The organism is Paenibacillus oralis (assembly GCF_003863965.1).
Taxonomy (GTDB): Bacteria; Bacillota; Bacilli; order Paenibacillales; family Paenibacillaceae; genus Fontibacillus; species Fontibacillus oralis.
Window position 1 is genome coordinate 6,040,971 of sequence record NZ_RRCN01000001.1, and the last position, 21,064, is coordinate 6,062,034.

A 21,064-nucleotide genomic window follows, 5' to 3' on the forward strand; every position below is an offset into this window, starting at 1 on the left:
AGCCCCTGGCAAGATCAAAACCTAGCGTATCTTAATCATCCAGCAGGCGCCCATGATCATGCCATTGACCGTACATTTTATTTTCCTTCGTGTATGTTATAAATTTGTCTAATCTGCTCTTAAATAATTTGCTATCATTTTTATAGCTCTGTATCGTGTCAATTCGAACTCTTTGATAAAGGGCCGGAAATGCCAAAAAATTCTCATAGACCTGCTCGTCATCTTTTAGCCTTTTTTCTATAGCCGGATCTATTTTAAAAGAATCGTGATCCATATCAGGAAGCACCTTTCTTCCTTCGTCTGTCATCAACCCCAACTTTTCGAGGCGGCGGACACGTTCTTTATTTAATTCAGTCCATGAACTTTTTTTGCTTCTGGGAGACAGTCTCTGCGCCAGCTCAGTTTTGGATATTTTCTTTTTGATTCCATCGATCCAGCCAAAACACAAAGCTTCCTCGACCGCTTCCAAATATAAGAGCGTGCCTGGAGTTGGCAACATACAGACGACTACCCAACAGGATTTTTCAGTCTTACCATTCTCCTGTAGCCAAATCCTTAAATCTTCTCTCGATTTTACTGGAATAAGACTTTCAATTTCCATAGATAAAATACATTCTCCTTGTATAACCATCTTAGCGATTAAGCCCAGTCATCTCAAGAGGACTAGGCTGTGACAGCAATTACTTAGCGGGTTCCTGATACCAAAAAAGAGCATAGTCGTTCATGGTGGATGCGTGACCGAGCTGACGCAACATGGTAGAAACATTGCCCCTGTGATAGGTTCCGTGATTGACCACTTGCAGCACAATTTCCGATAAGCGTGTTTGACGGATTCCGGCATACGGGTTGTCAAGCAGAATCGTTTGCTCCAAGTCAGCCTGGCTTCGCAACCATGCTTTGTATTGTTCAGCCAACTCATCGAAGGCTTTGGCGTATTCATCCACAGAATCCAGGATGGTCTCATGGAGTGGCAAACATGTTTGCAGCGCCTCCGGCATTTCCGTGCCAGTTAGAACCATATACCACGTCTTATCCACCGCATAGATATGACTAAGGGCATGGGCGATCGTGGGAAATGAGGTGTTCACTTCTTGACGCAGCACAGAGGACGGGAGTTCCTTGATTCTCCCCATAATCGTTTGGTTGGCCCAGGCATGGTAGTTATACATTTCTACTGGATGGTTCGTCATTCGTATCGTCTCCTTTTGATTTCAATAGATTTGAAGTAGTTTCTGATACCATAATAAAAGAAGAAGTATGACAACAGCGTGTCATACTTCTTCATAATTTTTGAGCGCATTTTGAAGCTGTTCTTTTAGGATGCTTCGCAGTTCAGGGGGTTCGAGGACTTCGGCCCCGCTGCCGAAACTCAGCAGAATCGCCCAAAGCCATCGTGCGCCGAGCGGCTGATAAACAGGAATTCGCAGCGTCATGCTCCCATCGTCATGAAATTGCTTATCAGCCTGGCCAAACTGATCCATGACTTCCGCCAAAGCCTCCGGCCCCACCCGGATCACCACTTCCTCCAACCGGCCTTGCCATCTTTTGTTTGAATTAGCAGCCTCATTCGGCATCTCGTCATGCGGCTCAAAAGTTTCCTGAGTCAGAAACAAGTTCAACATCCGGGATAGCCGGAACTCCCGATAATCCCGCCGTGTTCGGCAAAACCCATAAACGTACCAATTACGATGTTTAAAATGAAGCCGCAGCGGTTCCATATCACGAGTCGTGCGTTCATTGTTTGCATTGATATAATCAAAGCGGACGATATTTCGCCGGGTAACGGCCGTGCGTAAGTGTCGAAGCGCATCGGGCTCCGTTTGGCGGGTTTCCAAATCCACGGACAGATTCGTGGCCCGATGCTCCGGTCCAATCGTCTGCAGCCGTTCGATGGTCCCCTGCGCACGCTCGTCTTCAAACACGGTGGAAAGGCTCCTGAGCACGGTAATCAGGGCGTTGACATCGTAAGAACCGAGCAGGCTTTTATCCATTTTATATCCGTCCATTATGCCGTATCCGCCATTCGTTCCCTGATACGATACAACCGGGAAACCCGCAGCACAGATCACATCGATATCCCGATAGATGGTTCTTTGGGAAACTTGAAATTCTTCAGCCAGCATGGAGGCAGACAAAACTTCGTGATTCAGCAGCTTGTAGATGATGGAGATCAACCGCTCCAATTTCATATGCATCCCTGCCTGTTATTCTAGTTTCGCATTGCTGGTCGTTATTATATCACAAAGTTTATTTCCGCTAATCCTGGGATTGGCTCTAGGAAATCATGTGAGCTTGGGAATTCGCACCTAGTGTTACTCGATGGCTGTCCAAATGTCCAAGGCAAGTGAGCAAATCGCCGCATTCTCATGATTCCGATAGGCCTTTAAACGGTTGGCACAGTCCGGACTCCACAATAACGCCGTTCCAGCAACCTCAAGCAAAGAAAGCCCAATATACAGAGACTCAAAACAATCCTCAGCCCCCATAGTATCCACAATTTCCAATACCGCTTCCGGTCTCCAATGCCCCTTGCTGGCTTTCAAATCTTGAGCAACCTGCCTGTAAGTATAGTTCAACAGATGCGGCTGTCTGGTCAAACAATGAATAACACGGTTTAGATAAGCAACGGCTTCCTCTACGTGGTTCCAATCGATTACCGCCAAATACAAATTGATTACAGTTTGCTTCATGGTTTCATTTGGCCCAAGGCAGTCAATAATCCCCAAATATAATGGAGCAAGCGCTCGCCGTGCGTTTTGGGGTAAGGAGGTTAGTTTATCTGTCAATCTCAGTAGACGTTGGCGATGCGGAAGATCCCTCTCGGCAGCGGCATTCCACTCATCCTTAACCTCAGTGCCAGCCAATTGTTTGTAAATCCCTATTACCTGTTCATTCACCTTGCCATCACGGCAAACCACAATGAAGGCATCCATTGCAGCCTTCCATCTGGAGCTATCCTCCAGATTAACGATTGCCCTTGCAGCGGTAGCCGCGATGATCTCTTCACTTCCATGGGCCCAACGAGTCATCGAATGGAAAGCATCTCTTCCCACAGCCGCATCAGCATGACCTGCTACTTCAACAACCAATTGTAGATACCTCGGGCGAGCATCTATAGGAAGCTCATCGGGATATTGGTTAAGCAAACTTCTTGCGATATCGCTGTGTAGGGAAGAAGCCATGGATCTCATAATGGCCCAGCTACTCTCATCATCAAGCCATTGTCTGGCGGCATGGCCTATGGCGATAATAACATCCTTATGTACATTGGGTTTCTCAAATTCACGAATCAGCAGCGACATACTATCACCGCTTTTGTAAGCGCCCAGCAGGCGAATGGCCTCTTTTCTGACTGTAATTTTCAATTTATCCCGGTTTAAGAGTTCTGTAAGCATGGAAGTCAATAAAACCGGCTTTACTCTGCGAATGCATCTGGGGATGGCGTACATGGCCACACGAGCCCGGTCTCCATCTAAATGGTCCAATAGAATGGGGAGTGCCTTCTCGGGTTCTTCTAATAGAGAATGTGCATAAAGTGCAGCCTCCACTACTGGCACTTCCTCATCCTGTAACAGCTCCAGCAGCTTAGCGGAGCAGAAATCGGGCATTCTTGCCAAACTCCTAATCGCAGTCGAGCGTTCATAATAACTGCGTTTTGCATCTAATGCAACTCTTTCCAGCAGAGCGCCTAACGCCTTTTGCTGACGCGGCAACCACCGATGAAAACCATCTATAGCGGGGACAAGATAAATGGTTTTACCTGACAAGTGATTTCCTTTAATTACAGCCCCCGAGATAAACGGATCCAGCCATTCTTGGCGTTTTTGGTGCAGATGCATAAATACTTCGTTAAACGAAATAAACGATTTATCCCTGGCCAACAATTCTTTGACCCTTTTGTCCCGCGTTTGATAAGGGGCGAGCCAATGGCGAATGGCTTGTGGGGACACCGATTTCGCCTTTACCGGTTCCTCCAACAGAAGTTGAAGCTTAGGCAGACGATGCCCCTTTTTTCCGAACGAGCCCGCCATTTGCAGTACAAAATTGTAGTTTTCTCGCTTATTGGCCTCCACGCCCAAGGAATAAATCGCATCAAATAATATTTCTGCCGCGCTATCCGGTAAGTTTTCCCACTTCATGGAGGGCAACATAAACTGTCCATCTCGCTTAGCCAGTCTTTCAAACGTTCTCAAAGCGAACTTAAAAAGCCCGCTCCCCGGCTCGGGCGCATGATCTCGCAGAAGGGCAAAAGCTAATTTCTCCATAGCGGCCCTTGTCCCATAAGAAGTGTCCCTGGCTTCAATCACACTGTCGACCAGCAAAGTTAGCTCGCCAACGTGATCCTCTTTAAAGATAGGCGTTGGGCAGTTGGAGAGCTCGGCCATTACAGCGCCACGCACAACATCCTGATCATTTTTGATCCGCGTCAAAAACAGCAAAGTCTCATCCATCCCGCGCCGGGATAGGGCTGTACTCTTAATCAGTTGGGCATAGGCCATGGCACGGTCGTCTGCATTGGACACATAGGTTTCTTGTTCCAACTTCTCTCTTGAATGGATAATCAAACGACGCGCTGCAATGCTTAACATCTTGTCCCGATGATCATTTATTTCTCGAAAACCCAGCATACGGGCTGCTTCCCTGTCGCGCAACTTATGCGGCAATACATCCAATAATTGCTCCGGGAAAATGCGCAACTTGCGTTTATCTTCCTCATAGGCAGCCTCAAAAATCATCCCACGAAGGGACGGTGCAAGGGTATCAAGCAACGCTGCCACATGCAGGGGATGATCCGCGAGCAAGGTGGCTAGCTTCGTCCATTGATCTATGGATAATAAGCTTTTTCTTTTCAGAACACCTTCCGGTACGCCATGAGCCATTAGATCGCTTCGTGATCCCTCTCGCGTCAGCAGCTCAAATACGGCATCGGAATTGACTTGAACTAAACTGCCCAATTGCTGTTTCAGCACAGGATGGATCGTATCCATCGGGCCATGCTTCAGGGCACATTCCAGAACGAGATTGGGTCTTAAAATACTAAGCACCTCAATAGCGGAAGAGAACCTCCACCACACATTACCCTTTTCCCGAAGTGGCGCACTTTTTAAAGATGTTTGAAAATACACTGCAACGAGGTCAGGGTGACGTTTCGTTAATGTCCGCCAATTTCGTAGGGCATACCCTAATTCCGTAAGCCGGTTGCGAACCGTCTCCTCACCACATGCGGATAGTAAAAGCGAGGCCTCTTTCCCTCCCCAGCGGGTAAATACGAGGGGCAACAGGCGCTCTGCCCAATCTTGACGGTATGTATCTGCGATACTGCGCAGCAGTTTGTGACGGCAATCATGCGACATCGTTACGATTTCACGTTCAATATCGATATCCCGAGCTGTAACCACTTTAGCTAATAGGCCTGCCGCCCGATTCCTTACACCCGCCTTAGGGTGCTTTAAGGCAAGTAGAACGATATCGGCATCGTTAACAACACTCGCACCGGTTAAGGCAAGCTGCGCCTCATAGGCACTGCCGCCTTCCAGCAAGGACAAGAGTAAATTTGAATACGCATTATCCTCCTTATGATGACGACCCAGGAGTGCTATTCTTTTCATCCTGTCCGAATATCCCAGCGAATCTAACTCTTTGAGTACGTGATCTTTGTCCATCCGATCTTTATTGAAGATCATAATTCCCACTCTTCCTCTCTCGTCTTCTCCTGTAGATGAGCGGTTACCGCCTCCTTTGTCATTTAATCTCTGTATTAGTCCCCCAACCCTAATTCTCCCTATAGTTCGAATAACCGGTGGACACCACAGCATAACCTCGCTTACTTTTCCGTTATTATAGCATAATTGCGGTTACGCATAAGAATAGCACCGAGACCTGGTTGCTACAGGTTAACGGTGCTTCTTTTCATATGTCCGTCCCTTTTGGGAACAGCTAATTTATTTCCTTTCCTCCCTGCCACGTTACGTAGTATAAGGAAGAGGGGGAAATCCCACGAAATGCAAAAGTGCATGCGGTTTTTGTCGAAACTCCTTCAAACTGGTGGTTCAAATGCAAAAGTGCAGTTCATTTCCGGTCAAAAGTTACTTTTTTATCGTATAGCCCTAAATGAGATGTACTTTTGCATTTCAATCGCTCTAAAATGGCATTTCAAGGAAAACAGAATGCACTTTTACAGTTGATTCCACTTGCCCGTCCTTCTTCCCATAAAAAACGAACAACTCCTGGAGCTTATTCATAAAGTGGCCGGTCGCACCGAAAGTTGAGTTATAAATCCTTGCGGACAAAACGGCGTAGCCCAAGGCAAAAGAGCAAAACGGTGTAAAGTAACGAGTAGACCAAAAAGGCTGTCGAGGGAATCTCGCCGATACCGAACGGTCCAGTATCGCCCATCGGTATAAGTCCGCTGATATCCTCGAAGCTGAACAGCACCACCTGCATTTTCCGCTGCAGCGCGTCGGCCGGCATAATCAGCTGCAGAACACCTGACACATTGTTCAAGGTTTGCAATGGCTGCGGCTCCAGATGGAGCGAACCGGCGATTTTGCCGATCATACCGCCAAGCCAGCCTGCCCCATAGAGCATCGTCATCACCACACCGTTCGCAACGGAGGACAGGTAGCCTGAGCCAAACATGGACACGGTAACGAGCAAAGGAACAACCGAGGCAAAAAGCAGGAAAGACTGAATCAGTACGACCGGGTCACGCGGAATTGCGGCATGGATATCGGTGATCCATAAAATCAGGCTATATAGAATCAGGGCATAAAACACGCCCAGAGAAACGTAACCGAGCCAGCGGCCCGTATACCATTTCCACCTCGGAATCGGCCGCGGCAGCATCGCCTGCATCACCCCCTGCTCGGCCTCGCCGGCAATCGCGGAAAACGAACTGAAAATAGCCAAAAAGGCGAGCACAAAGCTGGCGAAGAAAAAACCGAGCATCAGAATGAACATCCCGGTCGTATATTGCTGGATTAGTCCTTCGTTATTATTTGCGTTTATAGTTCCCCTGTCCCCGATGGCTCCGGCAATAAACCAAAATCCGATCAGAAATACGGCTGTCATTAAAAATGTCAGCAGCAGGACCCGTTTGCGCAGCAGCTCCTTCCAGGTCATAACCCAAATTATTCTCATTCCTGTTCCCCCCTGTGATTGAGCCCGGCAACAGCTTCCATGAACCACTCTTCCAGGCGTTCACGGACTTTGGTGACTTCATACAGCGTCATCCCTTGTCCGATCAGCAGTGTATTTACCCAGCCTGCCTGTTCTTCGCTCTCCAGCTCCGCTTCAAGCCACACAGTATCACCCGCACTTCCGGCGCCGGTCATGCCGGCTTCGCCTTTATCACCGGCAGCAGCCCGAAAGCTGAAGCCTGTCGTTTCATGAAGCCAGGACAGCAAAAAAGGCGAAAATCCGCCGACTTTAAAACGCCAGCAGACTCGCTTCTGAAGTACTTCGGATACCCGTCCATGACGGAGCACCTGCCCATTATTCAAGAGCGCCATGCGGTCGCACAGCACTTCCACATCCTCCAGCAGATGGGAGTTCAAGAAAATCGTTTTCCCCTGCTGCTTCAGTTCTTCGAGGATCGCGCGGACATGCATTCTGCCGACAGGATCCATGGCGGACGACGGCTCGTCCAGGAAAACTACCGCCGGATCGTTCACGAGAGCGCAAGCCAGGCCTAGCCGCTGCTGCATGCCTTTGGAATAGTGCTTAACCCGGTCCTTCCCCCGGTTGCCCACACCCACCCTGTGCAGCAGCTCAGGGACTCTCCGGTTCGTCTCCTGCTTGTCCAAGCCGCAGAGCCGCGCGTGCAGCCGGACAACTTCTTCGCCGGTCAGCCATTCCTGATACCGGTACAGCTCGGGCAAATATCCGATTTGCCGCTTCGCCTCAAGCGTACCAATGGGCGCGCCCATGATGCTCGCCTCGCCGGCCGTCGGATGGATCAGTCCAACCAGCATTTTCACGAACGTGCTTTTACCCGCACCGTTAGGACCGAGGAAGCCAAAGGCTTCCCCTTTTCCTACCGTGATGGTGACATTTCGGCAGCCGCGCCCGTTGCTGTATTCCTTGGTCAACCCGTTAGCGTCGATAGCCGCCTCCGTCATGCCCCAACCAGCTCCTTCAATTTGTTCATGAAGTCGGCTTCCGTTGCGTAGGCAGAACCGCCTTCAAAGCGAAACAGCTGTCCGTCTTTAATCCAGATAGCCGTAGTGTCTGTCATGCTGCTGTACTCGCGTTCTTCAACAAGCACCTTGGTGCCGCCAATTGTGAGTTCATCGGTTTTGGCGCTTCTATCAACGATATACGGCATTGGAATCGATCCTGACAGGATGCGGGTCTGCTGCAGCTGGTTTTTCAGATCGGCAGGCAAAATCGGCAGCTGCAGCACAGCCTCTAAAGCTTCTTCCACATCAACAGACGGATCCACCGTAATTTCCGGCGCCTGCATCTGTGCCAGGGATGCCCATTTCCCCTGATCTGTATTCAAATCGTAATTCACACTTTCATGAAGGGTTAAGGTGATCGCTTTTCCATCAAGCGATTCCGGCAGCAGCTTCGTTGCGCCTACACGCTGCATGGCCTGATTCAACTCTTTGACATTCATCTTCATTGTGATTTCGTTTGAAGGGCTAATGTAGACTTTCTCTTCGCCGCCTGTCAGATCAGGGGACAAAAGCTGATACCCCAGCCGGGAAACCGCTTGCTCACGGGTAAATTCCCCTTGAACGGTTCCTCCCGTGGTTGAAAATTGCCCAAATGTATTGTCCTTGCTGAGCGTTTCGCCCGGAGCCAGCTGATAAAACAGGCTTTCGAGCGTATCGCTGTCAACCGTTGCGATCTCCTGCACCCGGAATTGGTTCAAAATCGCCGCGAGCGCGTTATTTCCCATAGGGGTGGCAAGAACAGCGCCGAAGATGACGGCTGCCACTGCGGCCGCTCCCCACTTGCGGGCACGGCTTGCCCGGCGGCGGGAGGCTTTTGCCGGAGCCGGAGCCGGAGCTTCTGTTGTCAGCTGAGATGCCTCATTGGAAGCTGCGTCCGAAACCGCTGGCGCCGGAAGAGAATCCGCTAGCTTCAGACCGTCCTGCTTCCCCTGCGTGTCCCATGTCTCCCATTTGTCGTTTACCGGCTCCGCTCCCAGTTTCACTTGCAGCCTTTCCCAAGCTTCGTGTGTTCTTTTATCCTCTCCGGAATTATGCGGATTGCTCGTCATATTTTTTCAATCCTTTCTGATGGTTAATCCTGCCGGGCCATGGCCTTGGTGGCCGTGGCCTGCAGCTTGCGTGTCGCTCTTTGCAGCAGACTGCCGATCAGCGGCTGCCTGACATCGAGCTCCTGTGCGATCTCCGCGTAGCTGTAGCCCGAATAGCGGAGAAGCAGCGCCTGGCGGTCCCGTTCGGGAAGTCTGTCCAGCCAGGCCCGGACTTCTTCCTGATCCATTTGGCGCATAAGCGCCTCTTCTCCGGATTCAGGAGCGGCCTCCCCTTCGTACATCATTTCCTGCTTGTTTTGCAGCTTTCTCTCTCTTGCTTTTTTCTCCAGGTAATCGTATCCGATTCTTGTCAGCACCCGGTGCAGCCATGCCCCCAAGGCTTCCGGGTTGTCCGGCGGGTTCCTGTACAGCCTGAGGAATACCTCCTGCGCCAAATCGTCGGCGGCGGCTTCATCACGCACGAGGGCGGTCAGTTTTCTGTGTACGGTTGGATAATGCGCAAAAAATATGTTACGGAATGCCGAGGATTCCGGAATACTCATTTCGTATTTGCCTCCTTTCAGCTGCAGCTATTAGAAAGACGAACCTTTTTTATGTTTTGTAGCAGGATCGGAACAATTTTTTCGGATTAATCATTTTTAGATATTCGGGTGCTGCCTCAAAAGTAGCTAATTTATAGAAAAAGGGCAATCCCTGAGCCATTTTCAATGACTCTTATGAGACTACCCTGTTACCAATGAGGTTTTCAATTTTTGCTTACTTACTTTTTTGCACTTCGTTATTCTTCGCCATATAGGTCCAAGTATAATATGTGGCCCAAAATAAGAGAGAAACGACCAATGCTAGGGGCTTAAATTTTTGAGGTAAATAAATTACAAGGAGTATTCCAGCTACAAAAAAAGGAGGAAGAAGAATCCAATATTTCTTATTGAACTTTTTTTGCATATTTTGAACTCCTATTATTTACTATTCCCTCTATTTTACCACACCACCCTATAAAGAATCGAGGGTTGAATGCACTAACTTCGCTCATGCTTCATCTTAGAATAACCGGTGCACCGGCCTGTAATTGACCAAACTCATTTTTTCGGACAGTGTGGTGATTTTGAGCAGTTCGTGATCACCGATACATGCTATCATTTGAATATCAAACAGGAACAGCATGCTCCCTCGGTTGATTTCATCCCCCTTATTATACACATATTGTTTTGATCAAAACCTAGCAGATTCAATCCCGCTATGGTACGATTCCATTAATTCTAATCAGGACGGGCGGCAGTGCTGCCAAAGCAAGGAAAGGACGAGAATCGAGATGAATTGGGAAGCGGTTTTTGAAGTGTGTTACCGAAAACATGCGGGCCTGAGCAGTGCGGAGCCGGATCGTTTCCAGGCCGGTTGGCACCAGCCGCTCACAGAGCGGGAAATTGCGGAGATCCGGGAAAATCAGCGCAATCCATTTCCAGTGTCAAATCCGCTGCATGCGCTGTACCGGCCGTTTGATCCGGCGCTTTGGTCTATTCCCAACAAACCCCTGCCCGCTGATTACCTCGATTTTCTGCGTTTTTCCAATGGCGGCGAATTCGAAAACGGGGAGCGCTATTTTCAATTTTTTGACGCCGATGAGGTAAGGAGTATGCTTCTGGCTTATGAATTTCCCGAGTATATGCCCGGAGCGGTCCCTTTTGCCATGGACGGCAGCGGCAACCACTATATCTGGGACATGCGCGGCGATCGGAAAAACCGTGAATATCCCATCCTCGTGGCGAGTTCAGGAAATCTGGGGTACGAGGATGCCGTCCAAATCGCGGAGACGTTCATGGAACTGTGCCGGGGAACGACTTCAGCGGAAGATGTGCTTTTCGGATAGGAGCTGTTCCTCCTTATATAGATTTGAATATGCTTAATCTGCATTATACAATTGATGAGGGTTTACTTTGAAACTGAATCGACCCGCCTGCGTAACAAACTGGTAAAAGTTCTTTTAGGAGGATGAACGGTATGATTATGACCACAACATCAACGATTGAAGGTTATCCCGTAAGACAGTATCTAGGCATCGTAACCGGCGAAGTAATCATGGGCGCCAATGTGTTCAGAGATTTTCTCGCCTCGATTACTGACGTTGTCGGAGGGCGTTCGGGCGCTTACGAAGGCAAGCTGCAGGAAGCGCGGGATACCGCGTTCGAAGAAATGAGACAGCAAGCTTCGCGTCTGGGAGCAACAGGCATTATTGGAGTAGACATTGATTATGAAGTCGTCCGCGAAGGAATGCTTATGGTTGCCGTTAGCGGAACAGCAGTGCTTGTGTAACAATGGGGTTTAAACAGCCGGTCATGTTAAATGGCCGGCTTATTTTTTGGGTGTTGATACTCCTCCATCGGTCTAACCGATGTACTAAAATGCTTAACGGATAAAGTGGATTCTTTTCAAAATGATCACAATCTATCGCTTACAGGTTCATGCATCAACTGATATAATACTCCTAAAGGAGTTGTTCGACTATGGATGCAGGACAAATAGTCCAATTGCTTGAGACCGTGTTGGACGCCAAACTTAAGCCACTTCAAGAGAATATGACCGACATCAAACAGGAAATGACTGGTTTAAAGCAAGAAATGGCCGTAATGAAGGAAGACTTATCCGGCGTTAAGCAAGAAGTTTCCGGCATAAAGCAAGAGCTCGTTAACGTTAAGCAGAATGTATCCGGCCTAAAGTCGGATATGACCGAAGTCAAACAAGATATCAAAAGCTTGCATAACAAGTTTGATCTACTTGCCTCCGACCAACCTGATGATACTTTAGCCATGCTGAAAATTATGAATACTAAACTAGACAATGTTCAAAAGGATGTTACATTTATTCACTTTAAAGTTTCTCAACACGAACTGGAAATCAATCGGCTAAAAGCTCAGTAAAAAACCATAACCCGCAATTGCGGGCTATGGCTTTTTTATCTCTCAGCTTTCCTCCGAGCCAAATACTTTTATGAAATCCCTGTTTTCTTCCCCTTGTCGTTCAGCGACGCGAATAGCGTCCTCCAAAACTTCGACATTATATCCCGGACGAATAGCCGGCCTGCTGGGGAAAACCCAAGCGAAACATAAAGACAAAAAATGCCGCTATTTCGGCCATATCCCCCATTTTGAGCGAAATAGAGGAAAATGATGTCGTTATTTTCCCGAATCACAAGAAAATGCCCGCGTTCCGGGCCATTCATAGGAAAATAAGGACACAAAATGCCGCTAATGGGGATGAACATGCCTGGCTCCAGACAATAAGAACATAAAATGCCGCTATTTTTAAAGTAAAGTGGGGGGATCAGCTGATTGCATCGAAAAAATGAAAAGCAAACCGCACCATACGACCTGCTGTTTGCTTTTCAGCTGTTTATTTTCTTCCTTATTTCATCGCCTCAACGATCTCTTCACTCGTCCGTACCTTGCCGATCCGCGGGAAAATGTACTTGCAGACGTAATCATGCTCTTCCTGCGTCGATGCCGTCATGGCATCTTCGGCGAAGATCTGCTGATAGCCATGCTGGAACGCCTCTCTGGCCGTGGTGTCCACGCCGATCGAGGTGGAGATTCCGCACAGCACGATTGTATCGATGCCCCGGCGGCGCAGCTGCAGATCCAGGTCCGTGCCGTGGAACGCGCCCCACTGCCGTTTGGTCACAAGATGGGCGTTTTTCACGCCGGCCAGTTCGGGCACGATCCGGTCCCAGCCCTCGGGATATTGCGCCGGGCTTAGGCTCATATCCGTCTGCGGCTTCAGTGCATCTTTGCCGTCCAAGAACGACACTCTGACCAGCACGACAAAACCGCCCTTCTCAGCAAACGCGCGCGCCAGCTTGCTGGCGTTTTGAATCACCTGTCCGCTCGTATAAGGCGCGCTCTGACGCCCGGGGTGGGCAATACCCTCCTGCAGGTCGATCACCACCAGCGCCGTTTTCTCAACATGAACTTCCGTCACTTTTGCTTCCGCCATATGATTATCCACGCTCTCCTATCTTTTGCTTATTTCGGGACACCCGTCATTCCGGCCCGGTTCATGGTCCGGTACACTTTAAAATATACCCAAACCGCATTGATTAACAGCAAAACGCTCGTCATGATGAATACGTATTCGGCACCCAGCCAGGCCGCGATCTGTCCGCCCAACACCGAACCGGCGAACACGCCCAGGTATCCGGCCGCCATACTGAACCCGAACACCCGGCCCGTCAGGGCATCCGGCGTGATTTTTTTGAACAGCGTATTGACCGACGGGCCTAGCCCTGCCGCCGCGATCCCAAGCAAAAACCGCAGTCCCGTCAGCTGCCAGGGGTTCGTGACGAAGGCTTGGGGGATGAACAGGATACCGGCCGCAATCAGCGCCGCCAGGATCACTTTGTGCGCCCCCACCCGGTCGGACAGCTTGCCTAGCTGCGGGGCGGTCAGGATATTGGCCAGACCCGAAGCCGAAAAAGCGACCCCGGCGATCAGCGCCACATGGCTGGAAGTTTGGGAAATCTGCTCAATGTACACCGTAATGATCGGCTCGACCGAATATAAAGCCACGCTTAAGATGAAAAAAGTGACAAACAAGGTCAACGTCAAGCTTTTTTCGGGAATCCCGCTCCAGATTTCCTTCATCCCCGGGACCTTGTTCTCCGTCCGGACAAAATCCTCTTTGACGAAAAAAAGCGTCAGCAAAAAGGCGATCAGCATCAGCGCGCCAATGAGAAAAAAGTCGTTTTGCATCCCGAAGTTTTCACCGATAAATCCGCCGATCGTCGGCCCCAGCAAAGACCCGGCAATGTTGGCCGTGGACAGCGTGCCCAGGGCAAACCCCGCGTGCTCCTTATCCGTCTGGGTGGCGATCAGCGTCGTACAGGCGGTGCCGTAACCCGTGATCACCCCCTGCAGCAGGCGAAGTCCGATCAGCACGTACACATTCGGCGCAAATCCCATACACCCGATCACGATCGCCATGCCTAGGCTAGCCCGCAGCAGCATCGGTTTTCGTCCGTATTTGTCGGCGGCCAGCCCCCAGATCGGCGAAAAAATCGCCGACACGATAAACGTAATCCCGAAAGCAAGTCCGGAGAATTGCGCGATCTCCCCGGCGTTGCCAACGCCAAGCTGCTTGATGTACAGCGGCAAAATCGGGGCGAGCTGGCTCAAGCCAATCCCCGTCACGAACATGCCGAACCAGCAAACAAGCAAATTTCTTTTCCAAATCGGCATAAAGCAAAGCCTTCTTTCCACGAGATAACCTGATATTCCACACACGTACAATGAAAAATCTTGCAGGATTATCTTAACTAAAGAACTCGCTTTTTGCCATGTATAATCTTATACTCCATGAACGATTTTGCCACAATATTCCGAAGGGCTGATCCCCTCCGTCCGCTTAAAAATCCGGCTGAAGTAGAATTCATCCGCAAACCCAAGCTCCCGGGCAACTTCCTTCACTTTTTTGTTCCCCTCGGCAAGCAGCTCCTTGGCTTTATCCACCTTGATTTTGTTGAAATATTCGATGACGGAATACCCCGTCGTGTTCTTGAACGCCCGCGAAAGGTAATACGTGGACAGATGAACCAACTCGGCCAATTCCGCCAAAGTCACCCGCTGCCCGATATGTTGATGCATGTATTCGATCACTTTTTCGATTTTCAAGCTGACCGCGTGATTTTCATTTTGCTTCTGCCGATGCTGAGAAATTTCAAACAGCAGCTGGAGAAGATATGCTTTCGAAATAAGCTCGTACCCCGGCCGCTTCGAATCCCAGCTATCCACCAGCTTTTTGAAGGTATCCGCGATTTGATAGCCGTTTTTGAGCATCTGCGCATCCTGCAGCGGGAGCGGATGGACTTCGTTTCCGACCGACCAGGCGCCGTCATCAAAGCGGATGCTCGCATAGCTGAAATGCACCGTCAAGCAGCTTATCGGCTCACGGGCATCGAACTCGATCGTATGTAAAACATCGGGACGGATGTAGCACAGCGTGCCCTCCTGCACCGAATGACTTCTGTTGTCCACGATAAAACGGCCCTTTCCTCCGGTCACCAGAATCAGTTCGTGGTGCTGGAGCGTTCGGGTGATCAGGCTCCGCAGCTTCCGCGGATCGATTGGGGACCGGCTGTTGCAGTAATGGATATAGGGAAAGACATTTTTCAGATTCATGGCTCCTCCTTGAATTGCCGCTTCGTAATAAAACTCCCGCTCCATGAGCGGTTCACGGAGACGGGAGTTTCTTTCATGGTATTTAACGGTACAGGTTGAGCTCGGCGATAGACCACCACCATTCCGGCGTATCCTGCGTCAGCTCGATGGTCACAAGCCGGGCCGATTGCACCGGAAAGCTCTCCGAAATCTGCGGCGAGCGCGATTCGTTTTCCAGAATCAGATCCCAATTCTCCCCGTCTTCAGATACGAGAAGCCGGTAGCCGCGGGCGTAGTCATTTTCACTGCCGCCGGAGTTCATGCTGATTTGGCTGAAGTTTTGCACGCTTCCCAAATCGAGCTGAATCCATTGGCCCGCCGTTTGCCCTGCGGAGGAAGTCCAGCGGCTGTTCTTGTCACCGTCCACCATCGCCATGGCGTCTCCGTACGTTGACGACGTGACGGTCCAGCCCAAACGATCCAACGCTTCGGGGCCGGCTCCTTGCTCCGGCGCCCATGGCTCGTCGTCCGCCGTAAATACGCTCCATTCCGCAACGGACCACCAATGCGAATCCCTTCCGGTCTGAACCACCTTGATATATCGCGCGGTTTGCAGCGGAAAGGCGGCGGTAACCACCGGCTCCTTGCCTTCGCCGGCAGCGACGGGAGCACCCCAGTTTTGTCCGTCGACGGATGTATACACTTCATAACCGTGGGCGAAATCATCCCGGCTATGGGCGCTGTCCAGCACGATTTGGTCGACCGGCTGCGCAGTTCCCAAATCGAGCAGGACCCATTCGCCGCCCGCCTGTTCGCGGCCTGAGGTCCAGCGGGTGTCTTTAAGGCCGTCCAGCATGGCCTCCGCGTTTTCTCCGGATGAAGCCGTTACGGTCCAACCGTCCGCAGCAAGCCGCTTCTGCTTACCGTTGCCGTAATTGTGCACGTACAGCTCCGATACTGACCACCATTTCGTAGCATCGCCGATTTGCACGATTTTGATGTAACGGGCGGTTTGTACTGGGAACGTGATCGACAGTGTCCCCGGTTCGCCGGAACCGCCGGCAACGGGGCTGCCCCAATTTTTGCCGTCGCCGGAAACATATACCCTGTATTCGCGCGGATAATCGTCCGCCGAATTACCCGGATCCAGCACGATCGTATCGAAGCTGTGCTCCGCGCCCAAATCGACTTTCAGCCATTGGCCGTTCGATTGCTCGCGGCCATTCGTCCAAAGCGTTCCGGGATCTCCGTCCAGCATATTGGCCGTTACGTCTTCGCCAAAGGTGGAGGATGCCGTAACGACCCAGCCCGAGCGGTCGTCCAGCGCGCCCAAATTCGGCAGAGGTGTCTTAGCCGCCTGCGAACCGAAGAGAGCCAGCTTTACCTCGGAGATCGACCACCAGCTGTCCGCCGGCTCCGTCAGGACGATTTTCACATATCTGGCCTTCTGTTCATGAAGCGAGACCGCCAGGCTTGGCGAATTGCCTTTGCCGCTGGCTGCCGCCTCGTTCCAATTCTGGCCGTCGGCCGATACGTATACTTCATATCCGTGCGCGTAGTCGCCCCAGTTCGTGCCGGAATTCATGAACAGCGCATCAAAGACCTGCTCGGCGCCCAAATCGATTTGCAGCCAGTCGCCGGCCGCTTGGGCTTGTCCCGAAGACCAGCGGGTCGACAGGTCGCCGTCGATCATGCGTTCAGCCGGTTCGGAACTGGAGGATGCCGTAATCACCCAGCCTGTGCGGTCCAGGTATCGAACGCCCTTCGCGGGGTCCGGACCTTCCACAACCGTGTCCTCCAGCGGGTTGACGGCGACGAGCGCTTTGGGATATACCGTGGCGGAGCCCAATGCGCCGTCTTCATTGAAGAAACGAACGGTTTTAGGCGTGTCCCCCGGATTCCAAATCTGCGCGGTGTAGACGCCGTCTTTTTCATAGACCGTTGCCGCCGGATCGTCCGCCCAAATATCCATCGTTCTTGTGCCCGTCGTCACCATGCTATGAATAAACCAGTAGGCGTTAAACACTTCGTTTTGCTGCATATTGCTGGTATCCCACTTGGCCAGCGCCCCTTCCGGATCGCTGATCGATTGGAACGGCCAGATGATATGCTCCCAGGTACGCTCCGGCGTGCCGCCGAGGTCCTTGATCAGACCGGCGTACAAATCCGCCGTTTTCTGCGGATCGCGGCCGTAATAGGTCATCCATTCCGCCGGCGGAAGCCAGTGAATGCCGTAAATATGCTCCGGATCTCCGGAAAAATAAGTGCCATACAAATAGGCGCTGCCGTAAACATGCCCGACCGTTGCGTGCTTGTAGCCTTCCGCCCAATTGTCGTGGTCATAGTTGAACCAATACTGCTCGGCGGCTTTTTCCTCGGTGGTAAAGCCCCAGATGCCCGCATCGCGGTAAGTATCGTTGCCGGTCACCAGGCCCCACATGTATTCGCCGACCCAGCTGAACAGCGCTTCTCCGGCCGCTTCCTGGTTGTTGCCGCTCCGGTTGTCCGCATAGCCGCCGGCCCAGGAATGGCCCTCATAAGGATCGAAGTTGCGGAACCAAGGGAATAACTCATCCGTTCTCGAAGGATTGGCGTAATCGCGGATCAAAAGCTCCACCATATCCCCGTAATCCCGCAAAAATTCCTGGTCATACGTGGCGAGTACAGCAGAGGCGAAAATATAGTACCCGTACGTAAAATGATGGTCGGTTAATCCGGTATTTATGCCGAATCCGCTGCCGTATGGGAACACGGCCCCCCACGTGTCGTCATAGTGGAAATAGGTCGAATGCACCTTCTCGTCAGGAGAATACGTGTACCAGTCGGTCAAAATCGTCCGCAGCAAAGCCAGATAATGATCTTTGCGTTCGGTATCGCCAAGCTGATCGCTGATCAAGACCGCCAGGGCGAGCGGGTGCAGCTTTTTCCCCTGCCAATAAGGTTCAGCGTTCATCGCTCCATTTGCCACATCCGCGTCCAGTTGATCGAGATAGGCGGTTAATTGCGCGCGGGAGTACAACGGATCGTTGGGCTCCACAAACTGCGGAATGATGCCATAAAACCGGTCCTGTGTCGTAAACGTATTGCCTTCGCTGACTTTCAGCAGACCGCGGATCGAAGGATACGTCAGATCGGTCAGCGGCGAGGCAGCGATTTTCCATTGATGCGGCAGCAGCGCCATCAGCGTTTCCGCAGAAAATCCCGGCCGCTTCAGCTCGGTGATAGATTCAAAGCGCGTGGTTACAAGCGATTCCGCCTCATCATATTCGTATTCAACCCTCGTATCCGTGACGAAAGCATAAGCATGACGATAATAATCGCCCAGATCGGACGCTGACGGCAGCGCCGCCAAAGACAGGTAATTTTCGCCTTGTCCGAGCTTGATTTTGATCGTGTTTCCAAGCTTCATAAACGTCGTTCCCTCAGGAGCAAACACACCGTAGTTGCGCACGAAGGTTTGCGGGACAGGCGCTCTGTCCTTATTGGTCACTTCGATGCCGATATGGTCGGCCGTCAGCACATCCCCGTCATTCAGCAGGATCGGCTGATTGTTGTCGTCGTATAACCGGGTGATGACCGGCGATTGGAGAATTACGGCGTCCGGGTTCTCGTAGGTGTTGTACAAGAACGGCGACCCCTTCACAAACGTCGTGGTCATCTTGGCCGTCTCGTCATCGCTCATCACGACGCTCGCGGAAAAATCCCCATAGCCGGAAATTTTCGTAACTACGTCGGCGGGATTGATATTGGCCAGAGACAGAATCAAATCCGGATCGCCGTCGGCGTCGATCGAGCCGCCGTCCGCCGAAGCATAACCGGCCCCAGGGTTCAATATGTTCAGCCCCTGCTTGGTGTAGCGGTTTTTCAGCGGAAGCGTGATCAGGCTGTTGCCGCCGCCCAGGTTTTCGATCAGGATCGATTGCCACCAGTCGTTGGATGGAATCGGCGCCTCGACGTCTGCGGTGCGGTATTTCGGATTTTTCGGCGCCAGCATCGTCACATCGTTGATTTCGTAGCTGCCCGCTCCGACTTGAACCGAAGAAACCGCCGGGATGTCCGGAATATCGTAGCTTGATTTCGGATCGCCTTCGCGGTAAGCGTACACGCCGAACTCGTACATCGAGTATCCGTTCGTGGAGCCGCGTCCGAGCCCCGCCATTTTGACGTAACGGGCCTTCGCGTAGACCGGAATCGTCTCCGTTCCGCCCGATCCGATTAGTTGCCGGTACACGGTGGTCCAGCTTTGGGCGTCGTCCGACACCTGGATGTCGTAAGCTCTGCCGTAGGCGGTTTCCCATTTGAACGACACGCTGCCGATTTCGCTGGATTGGCCCAGGTCCACATAAATCCATTCATTGTCGGCATAGATGGACGACCAGCGGGTATCGCCGTTGCCGTCGGTGGCGTTTTTGGCCAAATAGTTCCGCTCTTCCATCTTGGCTTTGTCTTCGGGCGATCTGCTAGGCTCGTCGATCTCCAGCGAAGACGCCGTGACCGGCTTGCCCAGCGCCAGGTTGACGGCCTCCGGTTTAGGCGGCAGGTTGACGCCCCCGGTGCCGTACACGCTGAATTCCCAAATCGATATGCCGTAAGCCTTTTGAGCGCGGTCCGTGCTGTAGACGCGGACATACCGGCCCTGCTCCGCCAGTTTATCCACTTCGGTCAGCCCGCCTTCGCCCTTGGTCGTGGAATAGACCGGTTTCCAGTGGATTTCGTCATCCGATACCTGCAATTCGAACGACGTGGCATAAGCATTTTCCCATTTTACGGAAATCTTCGAGATGGAAGCACTTTTGCCCAAATCGACGTAAATCCATTGCGGGTCCTTCTGCCATACGCTTTCCCAACGGGTATTTTCGTTACCGTCGACCGCCATATCCGGCGTATTGCCGCCCAGCGATGATGAACTATAGACCGGTCTGTTTCGAGAAAGCAAATAATCTTGCTCTTCCGCATAAGCCGCCGGCATAGAAAACATCGGAACGCTGCTAATCAGCAACATGACGGCCAACGCAAAATGGGCCCAGATCCCGCGAGCCTTCCGCTTGCTCAGGAATAATTTCCCCATGTCCTCTCTCCTTCATGAATTGGTCTGCACTGCTGATGGAACAAATCTAGATTCGCTACCCGTCCCTTTACTCGCGGCCTCCCTTCGCGCCTCCAAAATACTTGGTATGATTCCAAAATTTGGAATCTAAATCAATATACAAATGATTTATCGTCGCACGGTATAACGATTTTAATAGAGAAGTGTGATAGTTTTCATAAAATAGGTAAAAAGAACTACTTACTTACACTGCTGATGCGAACGCAAAAAAAACAGGAAAGTCCCTAACGGTAGCGAACTCCCCTGCTTTTTTCATATGACCCTACAGGTCAGCATCCCTATTCGTTTGGAATCAACGGCTCTGCAGCCCGCGCGTAATGAGGTGAACATGACTCAAATCTAAGGAAGAAGGAGGAGGCAGGAACCTGGAAAATCCCACGAAATGCAAAAGTGCAGGCGGTTTTCGTCGAAATTCCACGAAACAGGTGGTTCAGGTGTAAAAGTGCAGTTCATTTCGGGCCAAGAGCTGCTTTTTTATCGGATAGCCCTAAATGAGATGTACTTTTGCATTTCAAGCGCTCTCAAATGGTGATTTACGGGAAATAGAATGCACTTTTGCAGTTGTTAACGCCATTGACTCAA

The 21,064-nt window shown here is 51.2% G+C and carries 15 protein-coding genes; 3 read left to right on the plus strand and 12 right to left on the minus strand.

What is annotated here, in order from left to right:
* Nucleotides 1–31: 31 nt before the first annotated feature.
* The 8 genes from EHV15_RS26935 to EHV15_RS26970 all read right to left on the minus strand — a co-directional run bounded on the left by EHV15_RS26935 (nt 32) and on the right by EHV15_RS26970 (nt 9,771).
* Entirely contained in the window at nt 32–601 is a 570-nt protein-coding gene (locus tag EHV15_RS26935; protein WP_128633937.1) for a YdeI/OmpD-associated family protein, read from the minus strand.
* A 79-nt stretch (nt 602–680) separates the two neighbouring features.
* Nucleotides 681–1,190: a DinB family protein gene (locus EHV15_RS26940; RefSeq protein ID WP_128633938.1), complete on the minus strand. Its 510-nt coding sequence runs from the start codon at nt 1,188–1,190 to the stop codon at nt 681–683.
* Between the two features lie 81 nt (nt 1,191–1,271).
* Nucleotides 1,272–2,189, minus strand: a complete 918-nt coding sequence (locus EHV15_RS26945) for a helix-turn-helix transcriptional regulator (RefSeq protein ID WP_128633939.1) — start codon at nt 2,187–2,189, stop codon at nt 1,272–1,274.
* A gap of 123 nt (nt 2,190–2,312) precedes the next feature.
* On the minus strand, nt 2,313–5,684 hold the full coding sequence (locus EHV15_RS26950) for a HEAT repeat domain-containing protein (RefSeq protein WP_128633940.1): 3,372 nt from the start codon (nt 5,682–5,684) through the stop codon (nt 2,313–2,315).
* Nucleotides 5,685–6,270: 586 nt separating this feature from the next.
* Nucleotides 6,271–7,140 (minus strand): ABC transporter permease subunit, encoded by an 870-nt coding sequence (locus EHV15_RS26955; protein WP_128633941.1) that lies wholly within the window; start codon nt 7,138–7,140, stop codon nt 6,271–6,273.
* Nucleotides 7,137–8,120: an ABC transporter ATP-binding protein gene (locus EHV15_RS26960; RefSeq protein ID WP_128633942.1), complete on the minus strand. Its 984-nt coding sequence runs from the start codon at nt 8,118–8,120 to the stop codon at nt 7,137–7,139. Before EHV15_RS26960 ends, EHV15_RS26955 begins: the two co-directional genes overlap by 4 nt.
* On the minus strand, nt 8,117–9,163 hold the full coding sequence (locus EHV15_RS26965; RefSeq protein ID WP_178075974.1) for a hypothetical protein: 1,047 nt from the start codon (nt 9,161–9,163) through the stop codon (nt 8,117–8,119). The genes EHV15_RS26960 and EHV15_RS26965 overlap by 4 nt, the downstream gene beginning before the upstream one ends.
* 89 nt (nt 9,164–9,252) lie before the next feature.
* A complete protein-coding gene (locus tag EHV15_RS26970) occupies nt 9,253–9,771 on the minus strand; it encodes a sigma-70 family RNA polymerase sigma factor (protein WP_128633944.1) in 519 nt (172 codons plus the stop codon).
* A gap of 770 nt (nt 9,772–10,541) precedes the next feature.
* Between EHV15_RS26970 and EHV15_RS26980 the strand changes: the two genes are divergently transcribed.
* From EHV15_RS26980 to EHV15_RS26990, 3 genes are all read left to right on the plus strand, one after another.
* Entirely contained in the window at nt 10,542–11,096 is a 555-nt protein-coding gene (locus tag EHV15_RS26980) for an SMI1/KNR4 family protein (protein WP_128633946.1), read from the plus strand.
* 131 nt (nt 11,097–11,227) lie between these two features.
* Nucleotides 11,228–11,539: a YbjQ family protein gene (locus EHV15_RS26985; RefSeq protein ID WP_128633947.1), complete on the plus strand. Its 312-nt coding sequence runs from the start codon at nt 11,228–11,230 to the stop codon at nt 11,537–11,539.
* 191 nt (nt 11,540–11,730) lie between these two features.
* Complete coding sequence (locus EHV15_RS26990) at nt 11,731–12,144, plus strand: coiled-coil domain-containing protein (protein ID WP_128633948.1); 414 nt, start codon at nt 11,731–11,733, stop codon at nt 12,142–12,144.
* A gap of 484 nt (nt 12,145–12,628) precedes the next feature.
* Here EHV15_RS26990 and EHV15_RS26995 read toward each other — a convergent pair whose 3' ends face one another.
* The 4 genes from EHV15_RS26995 to EHV15_RS27010 all read right to left on the minus strand — a co-directional run bounded on the left by EHV15_RS26995 (nt 12,629) and on the right by EHV15_RS27010 (nt 20,443).
* Complete coding sequence (locus tag EHV15_RS26995) at nt 12,629–13,216, minus strand: hydrolase (protein ID WP_128635560.1); 588 nt, start codon at nt 13,214–13,216, stop codon at nt 12,629–12,631.
* Nucleotides 13,217–13,245: 29 nt separating this feature from the next.
* Nucleotides 13,246–14,457: a multidrug efflux MFS transporter gene (locus EHV15_RS27000; RefSeq protein ID WP_128633949.1), complete on the minus strand. Its 1,212-nt coding sequence runs from the start codon at nt 14,455–14,457 to the stop codon at nt 13,246–13,248.
* Between the two features lie 108 nt (nt 14,458–14,565).
* Complete coding sequence (locus tag EHV15_RS27005) at nt 14,566–15,396, minus strand: helix-turn-helix transcriptional regulator (protein ID WP_128633950.1); 831 nt, start codon at nt 15,394–15,396, stop codon at nt 14,566–14,568.
* Between the two features lie 82 nt (nt 15,397–15,478).
* Nucleotides 15,479–20,443 (minus strand): discoidin domain-containing protein, encoded by a 4,965-nt coding sequence (locus EHV15_RS27010; RefSeq protein WP_128633951.1) that lies wholly within the window; start codon nt 20,441–20,443, stop codon nt 15,479–15,481.
* Nucleotides 20,444–21,064: the final 621 nt, after the last annotated feature.